18 protein-coding genes are annotated in these 23,326 nt (G+C 73.3%); 9 read left to right on the top strand and 9 right to left on the bottom strand.

Annotation, left to right across the window (positions count from 1 at the left end; genetic code table 11):
• Nucleotides 1-70: 70 nt before the first annotated feature.
• The 4 genes from IE313_RS21725 to IE313_RS21740 all read right to left on the bottom strand — a co-directional run bounded on the left by IE313_RS21725 (nucleotide 71) and on the right by IE313_RS21740 (nucleotide 5,373).
• On the bottom strand, nucleotides 71-1,915 hold the full coding sequence (locus tag IE313_RS21725; protein WP_189934770.1) for a glycoside hydrolase family 3 protein: 1,845 nt from the start codon (nucleotides 1,913-1,915) through the stop codon (nucleotides 71-73).
• Between the two features lie 451 nt (nucleotides 1,916-2,366).
• On the bottom strand, nucleotides 2,367-3,308 hold the full coding sequence (locus tag IE313_RS36445) for a VanZ family protein (protein ID WP_373317035.1): 942 nt from the start codon (nucleotides 3,306-3,308) through the stop codon (nucleotides 2,367-2,369).
• A 178-nt stretch (nucleotides 3,309-3,486) separates the two neighbouring features.
• Complete coding sequence (locus IE313_RS21735; protein ID WP_189934773.1) at nucleotides 3,487-4,287, bottom strand: sugar phosphate isomerase/epimerase family protein; 801 nt, start codon at nucleotides 4,285-4,287, stop codon at nucleotides 3,487-3,489.
• Between the two features lie 99 nt (nucleotides 4,288-4,386).
• Nucleotides 4,387-5,373 carry a bifunctional helix-turn-helix transcriptional regulator/GNAT family N-acetyltransferase gene (locus IE313_RS21740; protein ID WP_189934872.1) on the bottom strand — a complete coding sequence of 329 codons (987 nt, stop codon included), beginning with the start codon at nucleotides 5,371-5,373 and terminating at the stop codon, nucleotides 4,387-4,389.
• Between the two features lie 799 nt (nucleotides 5,374-6,172).
• On the opposite strand from IE313_RS21740, the gene IE313_RS21745 reads away from it, so the two are divergent.
• From IE313_RS21745 to IE313_RS21760, 4 genes are all read left to right on the top strand, one after another.
• Complete coding sequence (locus IE313_RS21745; RefSeq protein ID WP_189934775.1) at nucleotides 6,173-7,600, top strand: alkaline phosphatase family protein; 1,428 nt, start codon at nucleotides 6,173-6,175, stop codon at nucleotides 7,598-7,600.
• Between the two features lie 388 nt (nucleotides 7,601-7,988).
• The gene (locus IE313_RS21750) at nucleotides 7,989-8,684 is read left to right on the top strand and encodes an ankyrin repeat domain-containing protein (protein ID WP_189934777.1); all 696 of its coding nucleotides are present in this window, start codon (nucleotides 7,989-7,991) and stop codon (nucleotides 8,682-8,684) included.
• 216 nt (nucleotides 8,685-8,900) lie between these two features.
• Nucleotides 8,901-10,019 carry a sensor histidine kinase gene (locus IE313_RS21755; RefSeq protein ID WP_189934779.1) on the top strand — a complete coding sequence of 373 codons (1,119 nt, stop codon included), beginning with the start codon at nucleotides 8,901-8,903 and terminating at the stop codon, nucleotides 10,017-10,019.
• On the top strand, nucleotides 10,016-10,708 hold the full coding sequence (locus IE313_RS21760) for a response regulator (protein ID WP_189934781.1): 693 nt from the start codon (nucleotides 10,016-10,018) through the stop codon (nucleotides 10,706-10,708). Before IE313_RS21755 ends, IE313_RS21760 begins: the two co-directional genes overlap by 4 nt.
• A gap of 217 nt (nucleotides 10,709-10,925) precedes the next feature.
• Here IE313_RS21760 and IE313_RS21765 read toward each other — a convergent pair whose 3' ends face one another.
• Nucleotides 10,926-11,987, bottom strand: coding sequence for a LacI family DNA-binding transcriptional regulator (locus tag IE313_RS21765; protein ID WP_189934783.1), 1,062 nt, complete (start codon nucleotides 11,985-11,987; stop codon nucleotides 10,926-10,928).
• Between the two features lie 143 nt (nucleotides 11,988-12,130).
• Between IE313_RS21765 and IE313_RS21770 the strand changes: the two genes are divergently transcribed.
• Genes IE313_RS21770 through IE313_RS21780 form a run of 3 tightly spaced genes read left to right on the top strand, consistent with a single transcriptional unit; the run spans nucleotide 12,131 to nucleotide 15,326 of the window.
• Nucleotides 12,131-13,303 carry a Gfo/Idh/MocA family protein gene (locus IE313_RS21770; RefSeq protein ID WP_189934785.1) on the top strand — a complete coding sequence of 391 codons (1,173 nt, stop codon included), beginning with the start codon at nucleotides 12,131-12,133 and terminating at the stop codon, nucleotides 13,301-13,303.
• Nucleotides 13,300-14,463 (top strand): dihydrodipicolinate synthase family protein, encoded by a 1,164-nt coding sequence (locus IE313_RS21775; RefSeq protein ID WP_189934787.1) that lies wholly within the window; start codon nucleotides 13,300-13,302, stop codon nucleotides 14,461-14,463. The genes IE313_RS21770 and IE313_RS21775 overlap by 4 nt, the downstream gene beginning before the upstream one ends.
• A gap of 53 nt (nucleotides 14,464-14,516) precedes the next feature.
• Nucleotides 14,517-15,326, top strand: a complete 810-nt coding sequence (locus tag IE313_RS21780) for a sugar phosphate isomerase/epimerase family protein (protein WP_189934874.1) — start codon at nucleotides 14,517-14,519, stop codon at nucleotides 15,324-15,326.
• A gap of 188 nt (nucleotides 15,327-15,514) precedes the next feature.
• Here the strand turns inward: IE313_RS21780 and IE313_RS21785 are convergent, their stop codons facing one another.
• From IE313_RS21785 to IE313_RS21800, 4 genes are all read right to left on the bottom strand, one after another.
• Entirely contained in the window at nucleotides 15,515-16,129 is a 615-nt protein-coding gene (locus tag IE313_RS21785; protein WP_189934788.1) for a GNAT family N-acetyltransferase, read from the bottom strand.
• Nucleotides 16,122-17,126: an NsdA family TPR-like regulatory protein gene (locus IE313_RS21790; protein ID WP_189934876.1), complete on the bottom strand. Its 1,005-nt coding sequence runs from the start codon at nucleotides 17,124-17,126 to the stop codon at nucleotides 16,122-16,124. The genes IE313_RS21785 and IE313_RS21790 overlap by 8 nt, the downstream gene beginning before the upstream one ends.
• Nucleotides 17,123-18,064, bottom strand: coding sequence for a ribokinase (locus tag IE313_RS21795; RefSeq protein WP_189934790.1), 942 nt, complete (start codon nucleotides 18,062-18,064; stop codon nucleotides 17,123-17,125). The genes IE313_RS21790 and IE313_RS21795 overlap by 4 nt, the downstream gene beginning before the upstream one ends.
• Before the next feature lie 221 nt (nucleotides 18,065-18,285).
• Nucleotides 18,286-19,236: an NADP-dependent oxidoreductase gene (locus IE313_RS21800; RefSeq protein ID WP_189934792.1), complete on the bottom strand. Its 951-nt coding sequence runs from the start codon at nucleotides 19,234-19,236 to the stop codon at nucleotides 18,286-18,288.
• Nucleotides 19,237-19,368: 132 nt separating this feature from the next.
• Here IE313_RS21800 and IE313_RS21805 point away from each other — a divergent pair, with 132 nt between their 5' ends.
• Nucleotides 19,369-20,028 carry a TetR/AcrR family transcriptional regulator gene (locus IE313_RS21805; protein WP_189934794.1) on the top strand — a complete coding sequence of 220 codons (660 nt, stop codon included), beginning with the start codon at nucleotides 19,369-19,371 and terminating at the stop codon, nucleotides 20,026-20,028.
• Nucleotides 20,029-20,906: 878 nt separating this feature from the next.
• Nucleotides 20,907-23,147, top strand: a complete 2,241-nt coding sequence (gene recD2 / locus IE313_RS21810) for an SF1B family DNA helicase RecD2 (RefSeq protein ID WP_189934795.1) — start codon at nucleotides 20,907-20,909, stop codon at nucleotides 23,145-23,147.
• Nucleotides 23,148-23,326 lie beyond the last annotated feature (179 nt).

Below are 23,326 nucleotides of genomic sequence, written 5' to 3' on the forward strand. Positions count from 1 at the left end.
CACGCGCCCCCGCTCGCTCCCGGTCCGCCGGGGGCCGTCCGGAAGGCGGCCGCCGCGACCGGGTGGCGGGTCAGTACGACAGCCCGTACCCGATCGGGTAGAGCTCCTTGGCCGGGTCGTCCGCGCGGGGCACCGGGACCGGCAGCCGCCCACGGGGGCGGGCGCGGCCGGCGATGACGCGGACGGCGGCGCGCAGTTCCACGTCCGTCCAGGAGTAGGCGGCGAGCACCGCCCTGGCGTCCGGCACGAAAGCCGCGTCGTACGGATTGCGGATCGCGAGGACGATCACCGGGACGCCGGTGGCGGCGAGCGCCTGGACCAGGGTGCGCTGGGAGCCGGTCGCCGTGATGTTGTACGTGCCGACCAGCACCGCGTCCTTGCCGGCGGCCGCGGCCACCGCCTGGTCGATCACCGCCTGGGAGGGGTTGCCGGCGGCGCCGGTGGACAGGGCGTCGGCCTTGAAGCCCAGCTCCTTGAGGGCGTTCGCGAGGACGGTGGTGGGCGGGCCCGTGGTGCCCGACGGGGAGGCCGGGTCGGCGCCGACGACGAGGATGTCGGAGGCCGTGCGCCGGGACAGCGGCAGCACCCGCTCCTCGTTGACCAGCAGGGTCGTGGTGTGCTCGGCGATCCGGTCGGCCGCGGCCAGGTGGGCGCGGGTGCCGACCGTGCGGTCCACGCCGGAGTGGGTGACGTAGGGCTCGGTGAACAGCCCTCGGCGCGCCTTGAGCCGCAGGATGCGCAGGATCGACTCGTCGAGCCGCTCCTCCGCGAGCTCGCCGCCCTTGACGGCGTCCAGCACCGCGTGCCAGGCCAGGTCCAGATCGGGCGGGTTGAGGAGCTGGTCGACGCCGGCCTTCAGCGCGAGCACCGGCACCCGGTCGTCGCCGTACTTCTCGCGCACGCCCGCCATGCCGAGCGAGTCCGTGATCACCACGCCGTCGTAGCCGAGTTCGCCGCGGAGGATGCCGGACAGGATGGGGTGTGAGAGGGTGGCCGGGTCGCCGGAGTCGTCCAGTGCCGGGACCATGATGTGGGCCGTCATCACGGAGTCGATGCCCGCCGCGATCGCCGCGCGGAACGGCGGTGCGTCCAGCTCGTCCCACTGCTCGCGGGTGTGCTGGATGACGGGGAAGCCGTAGTGGCTGTCGGTGGCGGTGTCGCCGTGCCCCGGGAAGTGCTTGGAGGTGCTGGCGATGCCGGCGCCCTGGTAGCCCTTCACCTGCGCGGCGACCAGCCCGGCCACGGCCTCGGGGTCGGCGCCGAAGGACCGCACGCCGATCACCGGGTTGGCGGGGTTCACGTTGACGTCGGCGTCCGGGGCGTAGTCCTGGCGGATGCCGAGCGCGCGCAGCTCGGTGCCGCCGATCCGGGCGGCCAGCCGGGCGTCGGAGCGCGAGCCCGAGGCGCCCAGCGCCATCGCACCGGGCAGCAGGGTCGCCGGGACGCCCACGCGCTCCACGATCCCGTACTCCTGGTCGGTGGCGATGAGCAGCGGCAGGCCGCGGGGCTGGGAGAGGCCGGCCCGCTGGATGCCGTTGGAGAGGTCGGCGATCTGGTGCGGGTTCTGGGTGTTGTGCGCCCAGGCGAAGTAGATGATGCCGCCGACGCGGTACCGGGCGATGAGCTCGGCGGCCGTCCTGACCCCGATCTCCTGGAGGTTGGCGTCGACGTCGGCCTGGTCGGGGTCGGTGGCGGAGGCGCCGTAGACCCGCATGACGAAGACCTGGCCGACCTTCTCCTCCAGGGTCATCGCTGAGATGAGCTTCCTCAGCTCGGCTTCGCCGGGGCGGCTGCCGAGCGGGCTGGGGGAGTCGGTGGCGCGGGCGGTGCCGGTGGCGGTGGCGGCCAGGGCGGCCGCGCCCGCCGTGGCGGCGAGCAGGCTGCGTCTGGAGGGGCCGGCTTTTCGGTACTGCACGTGCACTCCTTCCTTCGGGGACGGTCCCGGAGAGCATCGGACGGTGGTGTGTACGGCAAGCGGTAGTGCACGAGTACTGAAGGAAACTTCCGAGGACGATCGATAGACCGAAAATTATTGCCGGTCAAGAGCCCGCGCCTGTCCAGGTGTTCCGAGGAGCGCCCCGCGTCGCCGCGCGGACACCCCCCGGAGGGGTGCCGACGCGCCCGCAGAGGGGTGCCGGCACACCCGAACAGGGAGGCGCCGACGCGCCCACGTGCGCCCGGTACCGCCGCTCAGTCGATGCGCCGCCCTGTCGGTTTGCTGCCCTGCCGATCCGCCGCCGTGCCGGTTTGCTGCCCTGCCGATCCGCCGCCCTGCCGGTTTGCCGCCCTGCCGGTTTGCCGCGCCGGCCCTCCCGGCGGTGTGCCCACGGCGGTATGCCGTCCGGAGGGTGTGCCGCCGGGACGGATCAGCCCGTGGCCCGCCGCTTGCTGAAGCGGTGCCACCAGTGGCGGCGGCGCGGGTGGACGGCCCGGCCCATCCGCCGGCCGAGGGGGAGGTAGCCGATCAGCGCACCAGCGGTGTTCAGGATGACGTCGTCGATGTCGAAGGCCCGGCCGGTGACCAGCGCGCCCTGCACCAGCTCCACCAGCAGCATCACCAGCGCCGTGATCACTGCGACCCGCAGCAGCCCGCGGGCCCTGGGGAACAGCACCGGCAGCAGCAGCCCGAACGGCACGCCGAGGAGGAGGTTGCCGCCGATCTGCTTCACCGTGTCCCGGAAGCCGGGCTGGTCGATGTAGGCGCGGATGGAGTCACCGGGCCGCAGGTTGTTGTGCGTCAGCGGCACCGAGGCCGGGGAGGGCACCAGGGTCAGCTTCGCCAGCACGACCGCGAAGGCGACCATCGCGGCGAACGCCACCAGCATCACCAGCACCCGTACGACGGTCGGTATCCGGGGCGCGGCCTGCGCGGCCTGCGCGGTCCCCGAAGCCTTCGTCGCCTTCTCCGGACTGCCTGCCTTTTTCTCCCGGTTCCCCCGCTTCTCCCGCTTCTCCCGCTTCTCTGGTTTTCCCGGCTTCGCCTGCCCGCTCGGCTTGTCCCGCTTGGCGGGCCCCGTCCGCCGGGCCTGTTCGGTCGAGGCGGTCTCCTTGGCGGACGTGGCCGACCTGGTGGCCGACGCGGTCCTGGACGCGCCGCCCTTGCCGCCCCTGCCGCTCTCGCCGCCGTTGCCTCCCTTTCGGGGGCCGCGTCCGCCGGCCGGGCTCCGGCCCCGCGCCGTTCCACCGCCGCGTGCGGTCGTCCCGCCGCCTCGCCCGGCCGTCCTCCCCTCCTCCCGGCCGGGCTTGTCCTCGTTCCGGCGGAGCGCCTTGCCGATCTCGAAACCGAACAGCTCCACTTTGCGTGCCACACCAAGTCCCAAGTCCAGGGGCGGTTCCGCTCGCTCGGGGGAGCCGCCGCACCATTGCCTTGCCGCCTGCCACGCGGTTACCCGAAGGCCGCGGCGGCACGCGTCGGCTCCCACCCGGGCGGGTGCCCGACGGAGACTTGGCCGGAACGGACTTGGCCCGGAACGACGCTGTCTGCCGTTACGCCGCCTCGGTGAGCAACCGGGTCAGGTGCTCGCGGCCCGGGCCGAGCAGCGGAGGCAGCGGCGGTGCGCTCTCGTACCAGCGCTTCTCGTACTCCCAGCAGAGCCAGCCGTCCCAACCCGCGCGGCTGAGCACCTCCACGCACTCGCCGAGCGGCAGCACCCCGGCGCCCAGCGGCAGCGGTGTGGTGTCCTCGGCCGAGCCGATGTCCTTCACCTGGACGTAGCCGAGGTGCGGGAAGAGGGCGGCGTAGGACTCCTGGGGCTGCTCACCGCCGAGCCAGGTGTGCATGACGTCCCACAGCGCGCCGACCTGGCCGTGCCCGACCTGTCCGAGGACGCGGATGGCGTCCGCGCCGGTGCGGTGCGAGTCATGGGTCTCCAGCAGGATCCTGACGCCGTACTCGGTGGCGTACTCCGCCGCGGTGCCCAGCCGCCGGGCGGCCGTGGCGTCGGCCTCCTCGGCGGTCTGTTCGTCACCGCCGCCGGGGAAGACGCGGATGTAGGGCGCGCCCAGGTCGTGTGCGAGATCCAGCAGGGCACGGATCTCCGCCAGCACGGGAGCGTCGTCGCCGGGGGCTGCCACCCGGGCGTAGCCGGCGACCCCCAGGATCTCGATGCCGCGCTCCTGGAACAGGGCGACGACCTCGGACCTTTCTGCCGGTCCGATGCCAGGGTGCACGGGTTCTTCCGGGTGGGCGCGCAGTTCGACGCCGTGGAAGCCGTTGTCGGCCGCGAGCCACACCACGTCGGAGACGGGGAGACCGGGCACGCCGAGGGTGGAGAAGGCCAGTTTCATGGGGCGGACCCTATCCGCCCCGGGCCTGTTCAACCCTGCGACATCCGACGCGTTGACCGATCGGCGCCCTCTCCCGGGCCCGGTCTTCCCGGGTGCGGCTCAGCCCTCCCCGCCGGGTATGGATCCGTCCCCGGTGGCGCGCAGGGGCAGGTGCCAGTCCTGGCCGGTCAGGTCGACGCCGAAGGAACGGTGCGGCTGCTCGGCGGTGAGGGTGAAGCCGTGGCGCCGGTAGATGCTGCGGGCGGAGTGCAGGATGTCGTTGGTCCACAGGACCATGTCGCCGTATCCGGCGTCGCGGGCGAACTCGATACAGGTGCGCACCAGGCGGTCGCCTATTCCGAGGCCCCGGGCGTCCGGCTCGACGAGCAGCAGGCGCAGGCGGGCGGTGCCGGGAGGGGAGTCCGGCGCGGCCGGTCGGGTTCGGCGGGTGTCCCTGACGCACATCACGCAGCCCACCGGGCGCCCGTCGAGCTCCGCCATCCACACGCGCTCCAGGGCGGGATCGTGGGACTCGGCGAAGTCCGCGACGATACGGGCCACCAGGGCTTCGTACTCCGTGTTCCAGCCGTACTCGGCGGCGTAGAGAGCGGCGTTGCGCTGGATGATCCAGCCGAGGTCGCCAGGGCCTGGAGCGCGCAGCAGGACGTCCTCACGGCGCGGTGGGCGGCCCTCGGAGAGGATGTCCTGGATGGTGCGCATGGCGGCCGTGAGGCGGGGGCGGTCACGCGCCGGGAGGCTGCCCAGCAAAGCGCCGACGCTCTCCCTGGAGCGCTCGTCCAGCAGCTCGGCGGTGCTGCGGCCGCGGCCGGTCAGGCTGATGCTCTGGCGGCGGGGGTCGCGCGGCGAGGGGGCGCGCTCGACCAGCTCGGCCTTCTCGAACTTGGCCAGCAGCCGGCTCAGGTAACCGGCGTCGAGGGACAGTGCGCCGCGGAGGTCGGCGGCATCGGTGCGCGGGGAGTGGGCCAGCTCGTAGAGGACCCGGGCCTCGGTGAGCGTGTAGGGGACGTAGAGCCGGCGGCCGTAGTCGAGTGCGCCGATGAGGTTGGTGTAGAAGCGGTTGAAGGCGCGGATGTCGTCGATGGGCAGGGCGGGGGCGCCGACCCGGGTGTCGTGCGGTGCGTCGGGCGGCGTGTTGTGCGGGGTGCCGCCAGGCGTGTCGTGCGGTGCGTCGGGCGGGGTGCCGCCCGGGATGCCGACGTCACGGGTGCGGTCGGGGTCGTCCTCCCGCGGACCGGCGCGGGTGCCGCCCCGGGCGGTGTCCCGGCTGCGGGCGGTGCCGCCTCGGGCGGTGTCCCGGCGGCCGTCGGCAGCGTACCGGCCGCTGCCCGCGCCCTGCGCCGAGCCGGTGAGGGGACGCGGGGGCGTGGCGGCTCCGGTGGGATCGGTGGCTTCGGTCTTCCTGGTCGGCATCGCGTCCCCTTCGCACACGGTCGGCTCGCTCCGAGCCACCTTTGACTGAGTCAACGGTAAACCGCTGCCCCTCGCCCCCGGAACCCTCACCTGACCCTGAGAAAACCCTGAGCCGGCCCCCAGACGGCTCCGGGCGGCGGTCCGGGTGCTCCGCGCGGTTCGGGCGTCCGCGCGGTTCGGCAGGCCGCCCGGCGCGGCCGTCCGCGCGGTCCGGCGGCGGCTCGGTGGCCCGGCGCCGTTACTCCCCTCGCCGGACTTTTCGCCGGCCTCGGGCAAGCCTCGGGCACACGCGCCCGATGCCCCGGTATAGCCGGTACAGGAGGTCAGGGCTCGGCCAAGTGTCCGCCACCTGTTGTCGACGTGTTCACCGCCCGCCGCCGTCGCGCCTCATGTGCCGCATGGAAAGTGGCCCACCGGCCCGAGGGACCAGCAGCCCGCGGGGCCACTTTCCAAGAGTGCTCAAGAAGGGACAGTCATGGCCGAGTTGACTCGTCGCAGACTCCTCGGATCGGCGGCAGGGGTCCTGGGCGGGGCGGCGGCGCTGCAGTTTCTGCCTCCGAGCGTGCAGCAGGCCGTCGCGGCGGGGCCGCCGTCCCGCGGCTCGCTCCGGGACGTCGAGCACGTCGTCCTCCTGATGCAGGAGAACCGTTCTTTCGACCACTACTTCGGCACCCTCTCCGGGGTGCGCGGGTTCGACGACCCCGACGCCCTCACCCTGCCCACCGGCCGGTCGGTCTTCTACCAGCCGGACGCGGTCAACCCCCAGGGCTACATGCTGCCGTTCCACCTCGACACCCACAGCACCAGCGCACAGGCGATCCCGTCCACCAGCCACGCCTTCTCGGTGCAGCACCAGGCGTGGAACGGCGGCAGGATGGACAACTGGCTGCCGGCGCACCGCAAGGCGGACGGTGCCAACGGCCCCTACGTCATGGGCTACCACACCCGCGAGGACATCCCGTTCCAGTTCGCCCTCGCGGAGAACTTCACCATCTGCGACAACTACTTCTGCTCGGTCATGGGCCCCACCTGGCCGAACCGCCTCTACTGGATGACGGGCACCATCGACCCGGGCGGCACGCTCGGCGGCCCCGTCATCAGCAACTCCGCCCCGTCCCCGTACCGCTGGACGACGTACGCGGAGCGCCTCCAGGCGGCCGGGATCAGTTGGAAGGTGTACCAGCAGGACGACGACTACGGCTGCAACATGCTGGAGAACTTCCAGGCGTTCAAGGACGCGCAGCCCGGTTCCGACCTGTACGAGCGCGGGGTGCGCCCCGGCCCGGAAGGGGCCTTCGAGGACGACGCGCGCAACGACCGGCTTCCCGCGGTCTCCTGGATCATCCCCACGAGCACGCAGTCCGAGCACCCGGACTACCTGCCCGCGGCCGGCGCCGACTTCGTGGCGCGGAAGATCGAGGCCATCGCGTCCAACCCGCAGGTGTGGGCGAAGACCGCCTTCATCCTGAACTACGACGAGAACGACGGCCTCTTCGACCACGTACTCCAGCCCACCCCGCCGGCCGGGACGCCCGACGAGTTCGTGAACGGCCAGCCGATCGGCGGCGGTTTCCGGGTGCCCTGCATCATCGTCTCGCCGTGGACGGTGGGCGGCTGGGTGGCGGGCGAGGCATTCGACCACACGTCCGTGCTCCGGTTCCTGGAGGAGTTCACGGGGGTGCGCGAGCCGAACATCTCCGCCTGGCGCAGGGACACCTTCGGCGACCTGACGTCCGCGTTCCGCTTCATGGAGGCGGCGCCCGCGCCGCCCCGGCTGCCCGACGACACCGCCGAGCAGTTGGAGGAGGCCCAGCGCGACGTGGAGACCCTGCCCAGGCCCGTGCTGCCCACCACGGACCAGCACATGCCCACCCAGGAGCCCGGCAGCCGCCCGCACACCTGATCCCGCACACCTGATCCCGCCCGCCGACCCGCGAAGGCCCCCCCACACCGGTCCGGCCAGGCCCGCGCCCGGCACCCACGAACCCGGCACCCGGCACCCGGCGGCGCCCCAGGGGGACCGCGCACGCTCCCGCGCCGACGCGTGCCCTCTCCGCCCCGCCGTGCCCTCCCGGCCGCTCCCGGGCCTCAGGGTCCTCCCGGCCCCGTCGGTCCCCGGGACCCCTCCCCGAGACGGCCCGGTACCTTCCCGCGTGTCGGGAGCCGGCCGGGCGGGGACCTGCGCGTGCGCCTCAGCACCTGCCCGCTCCGCTGCGACCGGCCAGGCTCGGCCCGGGCCTGTCCGGGCCTGTCCGGTCCGGTGTGCCCGGCTCGGGAGAGAGGGTTCCTGCGTGTCGGTCTTCCTGGTCGTCCTCTGCGGTGTCGTGAGCGCCGCCTGTGCGTGGCTCGGGTACGTGCTCCACCGCCGGCGGCGCGTCACGGCCTTCCACGACGCCGTACGGGCGGGGGACCTGCCCGCCGTACGGCTCTGGGTCGCGAACGGCCAGGACGTGAACGCCCGCGGCCGCCGAGGGGACACGGCGCTGCACGTGGCCCACTACGCGGGCGACGAGGCGGCCGTCGAGCAGTTGGAGGCCCTCGGTGCCGACGACGAGCTGCGCAACGAGGCCGGCTTCACGCCCCGGCGGATGGCCGACGTCCGCGGCGCCGAGTCCGTGCTGGAGGAGCTCTCGCACCTCCTCGACCCGCACCGCGGCTGGCGCGACGCACAACGCGCCCGGCTGCTCTACGACCGGCTGCGCGTCCACCGCCACCGCGTCACCACGCACGCGCTGGCCAACGTCGCCGCCCGCGCGCCGTCACCGCGTACGGTCCTGCTGACCGCGATCAAGCTCGGCAACCGCAGCCACCTGCCGGCGCTGGACCGACTGCTCCACGTACACGGCACCAAGGCGCTCGCCGAGGACTACCTGAACAGCGGCTCGCCCTTCCTGGAGGCGGCCGCCCAGCGGTGGGCCCGCCGGCACAACTACACGATCGTCCGCGGCGGCGGCAGGGGCGCGGCGGCGAGCTGGGGAAGGTTCTGACACCGCTCCACACGGGCCGGCGCGGCCACCTCCCTGCACCGACACGTGCCGAGTCGCCGATGCGCGGCAACCGACCGGAGCCGGGCGTAGCGGGCCGACGACCGCCGGTGGCCCGTCGTCCGGCCGTGGCCGGGCCTCGGAGGATCTCCTCCGGGGTCCGTTCCCCCACGCCTCGCGACGCGGTCGGCGGCCGCCGCGTCGGCTAGCGTGGGGATCATGAAGGGTCGGCTCTCACCGCCGGGCGGCCGTCTCGCGCATCGGCCCGGCCCGCGGCACCCCTGGTCGGCCGCCGGAGCGGCGGCGGCCGGTCTCGCGGCGCTCACGGCCGTCCTGGTACCGGTGCGCGGCGACCTCTCGGTCGCGGGCGTGGTGCCGATCTACCTCGCCGCGGTGGTCGTCGTGGCCGCCGCGGGCGGCGTGTGGCTCGGGCTCGGCGCCGCCTTCGCCTCCACCCTGCTCGCCAACTTCTTCTTCGTCCCGCCGTACCACACCCTGGACGTGGCCGACCGCGACCTGGTCGTCACCGTGGCCGTCTACGTGGCGATGGCCGTCGCGGTCAGCGTCGCGGTCGATCTGATCGCCCGCTGGCGCGCCGAGGCGGAACGCCTCGCGGGACAGGACGCCCGGGCTCGTGAACTGGCCGAGATCGACAAGGTGCGGGCCGCGCTGCTGGCCGCCGTGGGGCACGATCTGCGCACTCCGCTGGCCGGGATCAAGGCGAGCGTGTCCAGCCTGCGCGAGCCCGACCTCGCCCTGACCGAGGACCAGCGCGCGGAGCTGCTCGCCGCCGTCGACGCCTCCGCCGACAAGATGAGCGACCTGGTGGAGAACCTGCTCGCGCTCAGCCGTCTGCAGGCCGGCGCCCTGAGCGTGCACCCGCGCGCGGTGATCCTCGACGAGGTGGTCGCCACCGCCCTGCCGCACACCAGGGCCCCGTTCGGCAGCGCGCCGCGTCCCACCGTCGACCTCGACATCGACGAGCGTCTGCCCGCGGTCTGGGCGGACCCCGGGCTGCTGGAACGGGTGATCGCCAACCTGGTCGCCAACGCCCTGCACGCCTCGCCGCCCGACCGGCCCGTCGAGCTGGCCGCGGAGGCGGCGGGCAAGGAGCTGCGGCTGCGGATCGTCGACCACGGCCCCGGCATCCCCGCCGAGCACCGGGAGCGGATCTTCGCGCCGTTCCAGCGACTGGACGAGCGTGGCGGCGGGCAGGGGCTGGGGCTCGGACTGGCCATCGCACGCGGCTTCACCGAGGCCATGCACGGCACCCTGGCCCCCACCGACACTCCCGGCGGAGGTCTGACCATGATCCTCACCCTTCCGGTGGCGCCATGACACGCATCCTCGTCGTCGACGACGACCCGCACCTGCTGCGGGCCCTGACCATCACGCTGTCCGCCCGCGGCTACACCACCGCGACCGCGACCGACGTGCGCGGCGCCCTGGACGCCGCGTCGGCCGCGCCGCCGGATCTGGCGGTGGTCGACCTCGGGCTGCCGGGGATGGACGGGATCGCGGTGATCGAGAGCCTGCGCGGGTGGTCGAGCGCGCCGATCATCGTGCTGTCCGCGCGGCACGACGAGACCGCGAAGATCAACGCGCTGGACGTGGGGGCCGACGACTACATCACCAAGCCGTTCGGCATGGGGGAGCTGCTTGCGCGGATCCGGGCGGCGCTGCGCCGGGCGGTGCCCGCCGACGACCAGCCGGTCGTCAGCACCGCGGCGTTCACCGTGGACCTGGCCGCCAAGCGGGTGACCACGTCCGCCGGGGAGACCCGGCTCACGCCCACGGAGTGGCATCTGCTGGAGATCCTGGTCCGGCATCCGGGGCGGTTGATCACCCAGCGGCAGTTGCTCCAGGAGGTGTGGGGGCCGCGGTACGAGACCGAGACGAACTACCTGCGGGTGCACCTGGCCAATCTGCGGCGGAAGTTGGAGCCCGTGCCGTCCCGGCCCCGGTACCTGATCACCGAGCCGGGGATCGGGTACCGGTTCGCCCCGGATCCCCCCGCGGAGGAGTGAGCCGGTCCCCTCGCGGGCGCCCAGGGCCCGCGGTGCCGCAGGGGCGACCGGTCGGCTTCGGGCACGTCGGAGTGCGTTGAGGTGCATGAGGACGTGCCGGGGTGCTTCGGGGTGCGTTGAGGTGCATGAGGACGTGCCGGGGTGCTTTGAGGCGCATCGGGGCGGCCGGTTTCCCGCGAGGGCGCGGCAGGGGATCGACGTAACGCCCCGGTGCGCCTCACGCCCCGCCGCGCCCCGGATCCGGCACCCCCGTCGACCCCCGCACCATCAGCTCCCCCTGGACCGTGGCGATCCCGCCGGGCGGGGCGTCCTCGCGGCCCATGGCGATGCGGCCCGCGCGGGCGCCCGCGGTCTGGAGCGGCAGGCGGACCGTCGTCAGGGCGGGCACGGCGTCCATGCTGAAGGGCAGGTCGTCGAAGCCGGCCACCGAGACGTCGGCCGGGATGCGCAGGCCGCGGTCGCGCAGCGCGGCGCAGGCGCCCAGGGCCACGGTGTCGTTGGCGGCGACGACGGCCGTCAGGTCCGGGTCCCTGCGCAGCAGTTCCAGCGCGGCGTCGTAGCCGGAGCGGCGGTCGTAGGGGCCGTGCAGCGTCAGGTGCGGGTCGTCCGTGATGCCGTGTGCGGACAGGGCGGCGCGGTGGCCCTCCAGGCGGTGCCGGGTGGTGGTGCGTTCCTCGGGCCCCGCGATGTAGCCGATCCTGCGGTGGCCGAGCGCCAGCAGGTGCTGGGTGAGCCGCAGGCCGCCGCCGCGGTTGTCGAAGGTGAGCGCGATCGCCCCGGTGTCCGGTGCGGGGGGCCGCCCGCAGAGCACCACCCGGGTCCCCGACTCGCCGAGCCGCCGCAGCTTCGCACCCATCGCGGCGGCGTGCGCCGGGTCCTCCACGGCCCCGCCGGTGAGGACCACGGCCGCCGCCCGCTGCCGCTGGAGCAGAGTGAGGTAGGTCAGTTCGCGCTCCGGAGAGCCGCCGGTGTTGCACACCACCGCGAGCCGTTCCCCGCCGGCCCGCCCACCGGGTCCGCCGATCTCGGACTGCACGGCGCCGGCCATGATCCCGAAGAACGGGTCCGCGATGTCGTTGACGAGGATGCCGACCAGGTCGGAGGTGGCGGCAGCAAGCGCACTCGCCGGGCCGTTCAGGACGTAGTCCAGCTCGTCCACCGCACGCAGCACCCGCTCGCGCGTGGTGGCGGCCACCGGGTAGTTGCCGTTCAGCACCCGGGAGACGGTGGCGGGCGAGACCTGGGCGCGGGCCGCCACATCCGCAAGGGTCACGGTCATCTCGTCATCCTCCAGGTGTTGCACGAGCAGGTGTTGCACGAGCCGCTGTGCAGAGGCTAGCTTCTCCTCAAATAGAAAGCGCTTGCTACGTGGAGGGCTCGCGGAAGCCCTCAAGGACGAGTCGGTTGCAGGGAAGGAAACTCGTGACACGCAAGACGGTGCGTATCGCCATGAACGGCGTCACCGGACGGATGGGGTACCGCCAGCATCTGGTCCGCTCCCTGCTCGCCATCCGGGAGGAGGGCGGGCTCGACCTCGGCGACGGCACGGTCCTGTGGCCCGAGCCGGTCCTGGTCGGCCGCCGCGAGCACGCGCTGCGCGAGCTGGCGGGCCGGCACGGCCTGGAGCACTGGTCCACGGACCTGGACGCGGTGCTCGCCGACGACTCCGTCGAGATCTACTTCGACGCCCAGGTCACCGCGGCCCGCGAGGACGCCCTCAAGAAGGCGATCGCCGCCGGCAAGCACCTGTACACCGAGAAGCCGACCGCCACCGGACTCGCCGGCGCCCTGGAGCTCGCACGGCTCGCCCGGGCCGCCGGCGTCAGGCACGGCGTCGTCCAGGACAAGCTGTTCCTGCCGGGCCTGCAGAAGCTGAAGCGGCTCGTCGACGGCGGGTTCTTCGGCCGGATCCTCTCCGTGCGCGGGGAGTTCGGCTACTGGGTCTTCGAAGGCGACTGGCAGGAGGCGCAGCGCCCGTCGTGGAACTACCGCGCCGAGGACGGCGGCGGAATCGTCATGGACATGTTCCCGCACTGGGAGTACGTCCTGCACAACCTCTTCGGCCCGGTGCGCTCCGTCCAGGCGCTCGCCACCACGCACCTCCCGCAGCGCTGGGACGAGCAGGGCCGCGAGTACCCGGCCACGGCCGACGACGCCGCTTACGGGATCTTCGAGCTGGACGGCGGCATCGTGGCCCAGATCAACTCCTCCTGGGCGGTGCGCGTCGCCCGGGACGAACTCGTCGAGTTCCAGGTCGACGGCACGCACGGCTCGGCCGTCGCGGGCCTGCGCACCTGCCGCGCCCAGCACCGCAGCGCCACCCCCAAGCCGGTCTGGAACCCCGACCTGCCCGCCACCGAGCGCTTCCGCGACCAGTGGCAGCAGGTGCCGGACAACACCGAGTTCGACAACGGCTTCAAGGCGCAGTGGGAGCTGTTCCTGAAGCACGTCTACGCGGGCGCTCCCTACGAGTGGGACCTGCTCGCCGGTGCACGCGGCGTGCAACTCGCCGAACTGGGCCTGAAATCGTCGGCCGAGGGCCGCAGGATCGCCGTGCCGGAGCTCGGCCGGGACGTCGCGGAGAGTGCACGGTGACCCTCCTGCTGCCCGACGCCACCGGCGCCCTGCGCCCGTACACGCCCCGCACCGAGCCCCTGGCCGCCGCGGCGCAACCGGTCCCGCTCGCCTCCAGGACGGTGCTGGCCGCCGCCCACGTGGTGGCCGACCCCTACGCGGACGTCTCGCCGGACTCGCCGGCCGCCGTCGACTGGGACACCACGCTCGCCTTCCGCCGCCACCTGTGGGCCCACGGCCTCGGGGTCGCGGAGGCCATGGACACCGCGCAGCGCGGCATGGGTCTGGACTGGGCCGGTGCCGCCGAGCTGATCCGCCGCTCGGCCGCCGAGGCGCGCGCGGTCGGCGGCCGCATCGCCTGCGGCGTCGGCACCGACCAGCTCGCGCCCGGCGCGGCCGGGGACCCCGCCGCGGTGCGTGCCGCCTACGAGGAGCAGCTCGCGCTCGTCGAGGGAACCGGCGCCCAGGCGATCCTGATGGCCTCCCGGGCGCTCGCGGCCGCCGCCCGCGGACCCGAGGACTACCTGGAGGTCTACGGCCACCTGCTGCGCCAGGCATCCGACCCGGTGATCCTGCACTGGCTCGGCCCCATGTTCGACCCCGCCCTGGAGGGCTACTGGGGCAGCGCCGACCTCAACGCCGCGACGGACACCTTCCTGGAGGTGATCGCCGCCCACCCGGACAAGGTCGACGGTGTCAAGATCTCGCTGCTGGACGCCGGCCGTGAGATCGCGCTGCGCCGCCGCCTGCCGCAGGGAGTGCGCTGCTACACGGGCGACGACTTCAACTACCCGGAGTTGATCGCGGGTGACGAGCACGGCTTCAGCCACGCGCTGCTCGGCATCTTCGACCCGCTGGGCCCGCTGGCCGCCGAAGCCGTACGCATCCTGGACACCGGTGACAGCAAGGGCTTCCGCGCCCTCCTGGACCCCACCGTGGAGCTGTCCAGGCACCTCTTCCAGGCGCCCACCAGGTTCTACAAGACCGGTGTCGTCCTGCTCGCCTGGCTGGCCGGCCACCAGAGCCACTTCACGATGGTCGGCGGCTACCAGTCCGCACGCTCACTGCCCCACCTGGCCCGCGCCTACGAACTCGCCGACTCCCTGGGCCTCTTCCCGGACCCGGCGCTGGCCGAGTCCCGTATGGCGTCCCTGCTCAGCCTCTACGGAGTCGCCCGGTGACCCCCAGGACCACGGCCGGGGAGCACGCTCCCGACCGGTTCAGCATCAACCAGATGACGGTGAAGCAGCTTCCGCTGCCCGAACTCGTCGACGCCTGCACCGGCCTGGGCGTACGCCATGTGGGCCTGTGGCGCGAGCCCGTCCGGGCGTACGGCGTCGAGGACGCGGCGAAACTGGTGCGGGACGCCGGACTCACCGTCAGCACCCTGTGCCGCGGCGGCTTCCTCACCGCGACCGACCCGCACGCGCGCGTGGCGGCCATCGACGACAACAGGGCGGCGATCGACGAGGCCGCCGCCCTCGGCACGCACGTCCTGGTCCTGGTCTCCGGCGGCCTGCCGCCCGGCAGCCGCGACCTGGCCGCCGCCCGCGAACGCATCGCCGACGCCCTCGCGGAACTCGCGCCCTACGCCGCACAGCGGGGCGTACGGCTCGCCATCGAGCCGCTGCACCCGATGTTCGCCTCCGACCGCTGTGTCGTCTCCACCCTCGCCCAGGCGCTCGACCTCGCCGAACGCTTCCCGGCCGACCAGGTCGGCGTCTGCGTGGACACATACCACGTCTGGTGGGACGAGCGGGCCCCCGAGCAGATCGCCCGTGCGGGCTGCGGCGGCCGTATCGCCACGTTCCAGCTCGCCGACTGGACCACCCCGCTGCCCGAGGGCGTCCTCAACGGCCGCGGGCAGCTCGGCGACGGTGCGGTGGACATGCGCGAGTGGCGCTCGTACGTGGAGGCCGCCGGGTACGACGGGCCCATCGAGGTCGAGCTCTTCAACGACGGGCTCTGGGCACGCGACGGCCGCGAGGTCCTGGCGGAGACCGTACGCCGGTACGCACAGCACGCCGTCCCTCACGGCGCGTAGTTCCCTGAAAAACCTTCGCCTCTCACGCAACCCTACTGGCCCGTAACGTGTCGTAGTTCTCGTCAGGGCTTCGGGGAGGGGATCTGGGGGGATCGCGGGGTTCTGATAGTTGAGGGGGAGAGGGGGTCGGACTGACGGGTTCGGCCCCCTCGGTGCGCGCGGGATCAGCGGGTCAGCAGGTCAGCCGGTCACTTGGCTGCGGCCGCCTGTTCGGCGGTGGCATCCGTGTCGGCGGCGGTGGCGGCGTTTGCGGCTCCCGCCGCGGGGGTGCGCGTGGCGCGCAGCATGGCGGTGAGGACGGGGCCGTCGGCGAACGGCTGTTGCTCGCCGATCGTCCGGTGTCCCCACTCCTCGTACAGCGCCTTCACCTTGCCGTTCCCGTTCTGTGCGTTCACCAGCAGGGTGACCTGGTCCTCGCGGCGGTTCGCCAGGATCCCGTCATGGATCAGCCGGGCCACGCCACGACCGCGCCACGGCACCCGCACCATGATGTCCCGCAGCGCCACGGTCGGGCTCTCGCCGCAGCCCTCGGGCAAGGGTGTGCTCATGTGCTGCCACCACGGGTGCCCCGGATCGAGCGTGCTGACGTAGGCGCAGCCGACCGGCTCCCCGGAGTCGTGGCCGATCACCGCCTCCCAGCCCGGCTGAGCGGCGTACCGCGCAAGCCGCTCCTCGTACCGCTCCACCGAGTGGTGCGGATCGGCGAGGCGCTCGGCCCACACCTCGGCGTACACCGACGTGATGGTCTTCCGGACGGAGTCGAGATCGGTGGCGTGGCGCAGTTCGATGCAGGGATCACTCACTGGGGGCCCTTCGGGAGTCGTGGACGTGCTGGTTCCAGTTCCGCGCGAACGGGCTGGAGGGCGCGATGGCCTGGAGTGTCCTGGCGAAGTCCCCCAACACCTCGGTGACGCGTGGATGGTGGGTGAACTCGGCGGGGATGGACATGGCCGTGGCCACGGCGGGCTCCAGGTCTGCCTGCCTGAGCTGGGCGTAGGCGAGGTCCGCGGAGATCACGGCCCTGTTGCGGTGCATGTCAGGGCGGAGCAGCGCCAGGCTGCGGTGGGCGTGGGCCTCGGCCCCGCGGAAGTCACCGGCGTTGAAGCTGGCGCACAGGGCGAGGTTCTCCAGTTCGGCCCGGTCGTAGAACGCCGTCAGCCACATCGGCCGCTGCACGTCCGCGGCGGCCCGTCCAAGCGCCTCCTCGGCGTTGCCGATGGACTGCTGTGCGCCCCTCCTGTCACCGGTCTCGCCGCTGATGACGGCCTGGCGCGCGAGGCCCAGGGAGGCGAACAGCGGATCGCGCCGCGCGACGGGCAGGCCCCGCGCCACGTCGTTGGCGGCCAACGCGTCCGTGTGCCTGCCGAGCCGGCGGTAGAGCATCCCCGCGTGCGACCAGACCCGGAACTGGATCGAGGAGTCGCCCGACATCGCCGCGAGCGTCGCCGCCCGGTCGAAGTGCCGCTGTGCGGTGTCGAGGCGCAACCCGTCGATCGCCGCCCACATCGCGGACGACATGAACGAGGCGGCACAGCCGTACAAGGCGCTGCGCACCCGCTGACCGGCGGTACCGTGCCGCTGGAGCTCAAGGGCTTCCTCCGCAAGCGTCAGGGCGTGGGCCTCGACCGTGACCCTGCCGCCGTACCGGCGATCACGCGCGAGGAGGCTGCTGAACCTGCCGAGCAGCCGCTCGACGTCACCGCTCCCGACGCGGGGCGGGGCGACCGGAGCGGCGGATACGGCCAGTGCCGGCGGGCCGGCCGACCGGCGGCGGAACGGCCGTGGCGCAGGGCCCCTCAGCCCTGTGCCACGGTGTCGGGCTCCGCCACCTCCGCGGCCGTCGGGAAGGACTCCTGGGCGCCGTGCCTGGTGACGGTGACGGCGCCCACCCGGGCCGCGAAGGCGGCGGCGGTCGGCAGGTCGTCGCCGGTGCTGAGGCGGAAGGCGAGGGCCGCGGCGAAGGCGTCGCCCGCGCCGGTCGTGTCGACGGCCTTGACCGGCACCGAGGGCACCCGCACCGGCTCACGGGCGGAGCCGGGGGCCGAACCCTCCACGACCAGGGCACCGGCCGCGCCCAGGGTGATCACCACGGACCGGGGGCCGAGCCTGAGCAGTGCGCGGGCCCAGTCCTCGGGGCCGCCGTCGGCGGGCGCGCGCGGGCCGAGCAGCACACGGGCCTCGTGTTCGTTGACGATCAACGGGTCGCAGGCGTGGAGCAGTTCGGCGGGCAGCGGGGCGGGCGGCGACGGGTTCAGCGTGAACCTGACCTCGGGGGCGAGGTTCCGCACGACCTCCGCGACGGTCTCCACGGGAATCTCCAACTGCGCCGAGACCACCCGGGCCGCACACAGCAGGCTGCCCGCAGCCGCGACGTCCTCCGGTGCGAGCCGGGCGTTGGCACCCGGCGAGACCACGATGCTGTTGTCCCCGGAGGGATCCACCGTGATCAGTGCGACGCCGGTGGGTGCGCCGCCGACCAGGACGCCCACCGTGTCCACGCCCGCCGCGTGCTGGGAGCTGAGCAGCAGCCGGCCGTACACGTCGTCGCCGACCCGGGCCAGCAGGGCCGTGCGCGCGCCGAGGCGGGCCGCGGCCGCCGCCTGGTTCGCCCCCTTGCCGCCGGGGTGCACGGCCAGGTCGGAGCCGAGCACCGTCTCACCCGCGCCGGGGCGGCGCTCCACACCGATCACCAGATCGGCGTTGGCCGACCCTACGACCAGCAGGTCGTAGTCGTGCATGAGCTGCCCTCTCCTCTGAGCCCGATGATCGCCTGAGCGCGTCACGGACGATCAGAGCGTGCCCAGCCATGGCCGGATTGAATCCGTGGTCGCTTCCTCGCGCCTCGGGCGTGCGGGGAGGCACGCCACCGGGAGTGCGCAACGCCGTGGTCCCCGGGGGCAGCTCCTCCACCCGGAGCGGCGGGGCCCGGCGCCCATCCGGCGCGGCGGGCGGGCTGCGGTCAGAAGACGAAGACGGGGCGCCCCCGTACGCCGCCGGCCTCCATGAACGCGTGCGCCTCGGCGGCCTGTTCAGGGGTGAAGGTGGCCGCGACACGGAGCGTCAGGACGCCCGACTCCGCCTGGTCGCGCAGTTCGGCAAGGGCGCCGGTGTCACCCAGGTGTTTGCTGACGTCCACGGTGCGCCAGCGCACCCCGCGGTCGACCGTCGCGTTGGCGACAGGGCGCAGCGGGGCGACCACCCCACCCTCCCGGACCACGGCGGCCGCGTCCGCCGTGAACTGCGCCGCGTCGATCAGCCCGTCCACGCCGTCCGGACGCAGCCGCAGGACGGCGTCGGTGAACCCGTCCCCCCGTGGCACCACTTGGTCGGCGCCCAGAGCGGCGACAAGCTCACGATCCCGTTCGCCCGCGTCCGCGATCACGGTCAGTCCCGCAGCCTTGGCCAGCTCTACCGCGTACCCCCCGACCGCACCGGCCGCGCCGATCACCGCAACGGTCGCGCCCGGTGCGACCTCCAACAGGTCCAGAGCCTGCCGCGCGGTTATCCCGTTCATCAGCAGGGTCGACGCCGCTGTCGGCTCGACGCCCCGTGGCGCCCGCACCACCGACTCGGCCGGGGCGACCACGTACTCCGCCTGTGCCCCTTGCGTCAACTGCGGAAGCACGAGCGCGAGCGCACCGGTCCCGACGGTCAGCTCGGGGCGCACATCATCGCCGACCTCGTCGATCACGCCTGCGGCATCCCACCCGACGACGTACGCATCGGACTCCGGGAACGCGCCGGGACTGAGTTTCCGCACGTAGCCGGACCGGTAGACGCCGTCGGACGGATTGACGTCCGCCGCGGCCACCTTGATCCGCACTTGGCCCCGACCGGCGTGCGGCTCCGGCAGCTCCAGGACCCGCATCACCTCTGGACCTCCGAACTCCGTGAATCCGACAGCTCGCACTGCTGCACCTCCGTGATCGACCGATCCACCAACCCGAGACAAGTTTGTTCCGGGTTCGTTCACCCTAGCAGCCGCTAAACTCTCGTGACAGCACAGTTCTCCCGGCAGGAGGACCAGGGGAGGAATGCCGCGATGGTGAAGACCGACTCCTCGTGGCGGCGGCCGCCCGGCGCATCAGGCCCAGCGCGGGACCCCGAGCTCGACGCCCGGATCCTGCGGGCCGCGATCGAGCTTCTCGCCGAGGGCGGGTTCCCCGCGCTGAGCATGGACAAGGCGGCAGCACGGGCCGGCGTGGGAAAGGCGACCGTGTACCGCCGCTGGCGATCACGCGTCGAACTCGCTGGGGACGCGTTGGACCGTGCCGCACTGGCCGCCGGGCACACAGCGGTCAGGATCGGCCCGGGCCAGCTCCGTCAGGAACTCATCGAAACCCTGATGCAGGTCGAGCGGTGCACCAACGCGCCGCACAACGACCTCGTCGCCGCACTGCTCGCCACGGCCCGGCACCAGCCGGAGATCTTCGCGCTTGTCCGCGAGCGTTATGTCGACGCGATGCACAGGTTGGTGGGAGAGGTGGTCGCCCACGCAGTCGAGCGCGGCGATCTCCCCCCTCCGCCGCCGTCCGAGGAGTCCGACGGGAAGTGCGCGCTCGAGGTGTCGGCCGCAGTCGCGCTGCTCATCCACTGGCAGACCGTCCGTGGCGGCGAGGTACTCACCGAGGACCACATCGTCTCGGTCGTCGACAGGATCCTGCTCCCGCTCGTGTCCCGTCCGAACCAAGATCGCGTGTGACCGCCGGCGCACAGACGACCGCGGTGCGTCGCTCCGCTCGTACCCGCGGTGCACCGGCCCTCGGAAGCTGTCGGCAACCGGTCCGGAGGCCAGGGCGGCGTTCACGCAGCACGGTCCGGGTCGACGTGATCCCAAGAGCGGGAGGCGGGACCGCAGGGTGATCGCCAGGGGCTGACACGGAGGCGGGGACGACTTCCGGTGATCACGAGGCGTCGAGTCCCTGATCCCCTTGGCGGAAGACCGTGCCTGCCCCGCCCGTCCTCGCTCACCCGGTCCCCCCGGGCCGACTCGCCGAGGCCGCACCGGCCGTGGCCGACGATCTTCCCTCCTCGGCCGGCGGGGACGTGGCAACCGTGGTGCCGACGCCGAAGGCCCTGTGGGCGGGCAGCGGGCGGTGCGCCCCGGGGCCGGGTGCCCGGGCGGGCGCCCCGAGGCCCCGGGGCGCCCGTCCGGGCGGCCCCGGGGCCTCGGGGCGGTGCGTCCCCGGGCATCGCTCATGGCGGGGCCCCGCGCCCCCGTGCGCGCGGGCCCCCGCCGAAAGGAGTTCGGGCGGGGTGCAGGGCCCAATCCGAGGGCGCACGGACCCCATTGCGGACCCAGGATCCGTCGTGGGCCCGGGTCCCGCGACGGGCCCACGACGGCCCGGGGCAGGCCCCGGCCGCCGCTAGGGCAGCCCGCGATGCGGTCGAGCCGACGCGGTCGAGCCGACGGGGTCCCGGCGACGTCCGGCGAGGGGGCGGGCGGGTGCCGCTGCGGCAACGCGTCGGCCGTGCGCGGTTCGACGGCGTGGACGGCGGACCGGCCCCGCGTCGGGGTGACGGCCGCCGACCCTTGGACCTCGGCCACCGGTTGTCACACCCCGGCGGTAGCGTCGGACCATGTCACATCCGGCGAACAGCGAGCCGCGGAAGCTCGCGGTGCTCGAAGGCGTCCTGGAGCGGATCACCTTCGCCAGCGAGGAGACCGGCTACACGGTCGCGCGCGTGGACACCGGCCGCGGCGCCGCCGACCTCCTCACGGTCGTGGGCGCACTGCTCGGCGCCCAGGTGGGGGAGTCGCTGCGGATGGAGGGCCGCTGGGGTTCCCACCCCCAGTACGGCAAGCAGTTCACCGTCGAGAACTACACCACCGTGCTGCCCGCAACCGTGCAGGGCATCCGCCGCTACCTGGGCTCGGGCCTGGTCAAGGGCATCGGCCCGGTCTTCGCCGACCGGATCACCCAGCACTTCGGCCTGGACACCCTGCGGATCATCGAGGAGGAGCCGAAGCGCCTGATCGAGGTCCCGGGGCTCGGTCCGAAGCGCACCCGCAGGATCGCCGAGGCATGGGAGGAGCAGAAGGCGATCAAGGAGGTGATGCTCTTCCTGCAGACCGTCCAGGTCTCCACCTCCATCGCGGTGCGCATCTACAAGAAGTACGGCGACGCGTCGATCTCCGTCGTCAAGTCCGAGCCCTACCGGCTGGCCGCCGACGTCTGGGGCATCGGCTTCCTCACCGCCGACCGGATCGCCCAGTCCGTCGGCATCCCGCACGACAGCCCGGAGCGCGTCAAGGCCGGCCTCCAGTACGCCCTGTCCCAGTCCACCGACCAGGGCCACTGCTTCCTGCCCCAGGAGCAGTTGATCGCGGACGCGGTCAAGCTCCTCCAGGTGGACACCGGCCTGGTCATCGACTGCCTGGCCGAGCTTGCCGGGCAGGAGGAGGGCGTCGTTCGCGAGCAGGTCCCCGGGGCGGACGGCCGGCCGGTCACCGCCGTCTACCTCGTCCCCTTCCACCGTGCCGAGCTCTCCCTCTCCGCCCAGTTGCTGCGGCTGCTGCGCACCCCCGAGGACCGGATGCCCGCGTTCCGGGACGTCGCGTGGGACAAGGCCCTCGGCTGGCTCGCCGGGCGCACGGGAACCGAGCTGGCGCCCGAGCAGAAGGAGGCCGTCAAGCTGGCGCTCACCCGCAAGGTCGCCGTGCTCACCGGCGGCCCCGGCTGCGGCAAGTCGTTCACGGTCCGCTCCATCGTGGAGCTGGCCCGTGCCAAGCACGCCAAGGTGGTCCTCGCCGCGCCCACCGGCCGGGCCGCCAAGCGGCTCGCCGAGCTGACCGGCGCGGAGGCGTCCACCGTGCACCGCCTGCTGGAGCTCAAGCCGGGCGGAGACGCGGCCTACGACCGCGAGCGGCCCCTGGACGCCGACCTCGTCGTGGTCGACGAGGCCTCGATGCTGGATCTCCTGCTGGCCAACAAGCTGGTCAAGGCCGTGCCCGAGGGGGGTCACCTGCTCTTCGTCGGCGATGTCGACCAGCTCCCCAGCGTGGGAGCGGGCGAGGTGCTGAGGGATCTGCTCGGCGACGGCAGCCCGGTGCCCGCGGTCCGGCTCACCCGGATCTTCCGCCAGGCCCAGCAGTCCGGCGTCGTCACCAACGCCCACCGCATCAATGCCGGCCAGCCGCCCGTGACCCGCGATCTCAAGGACTTCTTCCTCTTCGTCCAGGACGACACGGAAGAGGCCGGGAGGCTTACCGTGGATGTCGCGGCACGGAGAATCCCGGACAGGTTCGGTCTCGACCCGCGCCGTGACGTACAGGTGCTGGCACCGATGCACCGGGGGCCGGCCGGCGCCGGGGTGCTCAACGGCCTGCTCCAGCAGGCGATCACTCCCGGCCGCCCGGACCTGCCGGAGAAGCGCTTCGGCGGCCGGGTCTTCCGGGTCGGCGACAAGGTCACCCAGATCAGGAACAACTACGACAAGGGAGAGAACGGCGTCTTCAACGGCACCGTCGGCGTCGTGACCGCGCTCGACCCCGACGAGCAGCGCCTGACGGTCCGCACCGACGAGGACGAGGAGGTGCCCTACGAGTTCGACGAGCTGGACGAGCTGGCGCACGCCTACGCGGTGACCATCCACCGCTCCCAGGGCAGCGAGTACCCGGCGGTGGTCATCCCGGTGACCACCAGCGCATGGATGATGCTCCAGCGGAACCTCCTGTACACGGCGGTGACCCGGGCGAAGCGGCTGGTCGTGCTGGTCGGTTCACGCCGGGCGCTCGGCCAGGCGGTCCGTACGGTCTCGGCGGGCCGCAGGTGTACGGCGCTGGATTTCCGGCTCACTTCGGGCCCGGCGGGCGGCTGAGCGGCCGGCGCCGGGTGGCGCAGCAGAAAATTGATCGATCAAATGAGTCTGAAAGCTCACAGGGCCCTTCCGGAACCAGGGCGAAGGGGGCAGGATGAGCAGGCTGGCGGCACTGAGTGCCGCCAATAGGCCCAATGGCCGACCCCGAGTGCACCCTCCTGCGCCGAATGGGGGATGGT

The sequence above is a fragment of the Streptomyces sulfonofaciens genome (genome assembly GCF_014656295.1).
GTDB classification, from domain to species: domain Bacteria; phylum Actinomycetota; class Actinomycetes; order Streptomycetales; family Streptomycetaceae; genus Streptomyces; species Streptomyces sulfonofaciens.